Annotated in this window: 1 protein-coding gene; it reads right to left on the bottom strand. The window is 61.3% G+C overall.

Features of this window, described 5'->3' with window-relative positions:
- Nucleotide 1: 1 nt before the first annotated feature.
- Nucleotides 2-253 (bottom strand): HIT family protein (locus tag EOD29_RS33465; RefSeq protein WP_164764031.1); only part of this gene is annotated, 252 nt, incomplete at its 5' end.

The raw sequence follows: 253 nt of genomic DNA, 5'->3' as shown, positions 1-253 counted from the left end.
GTTACGCCAGTGCCGCCCTGATCTTTTCGGCATGTGCGGCAAGCACGGCGCCATCCTCCATCTTGCCGGAATGCGGCTTGAGCGCAGCACCCTCATGGCGCGGGATGACGTGGAAATGCAGATGAAACACCGTTTGCCCGGCGGCCGGTTCGTTGAACTGGGCGATGAAGACGCCGTCAGCGTCGAAGACGTCCTTAACCGCAATGGCGACCTTCTGGACGACTGATATCGCATGGGCGAGGGTGGCTGGATC

The organism is Mesorhizobium sp. M1A.T.Ca.IN.004.03.1.1 (assembly GCF_003997555.1).
Classification (GTDB): Bacteria; Pseudomonadota; Alphaproteobacteria; order Rhizobiales; family Rhizobiaceae; genus Mesorhizobium.
The sequence above is the reverse complement of the archived record's forward strand: the minus strand, read 5'-3'. Positions and strand labels throughout refer to the sequence as shown.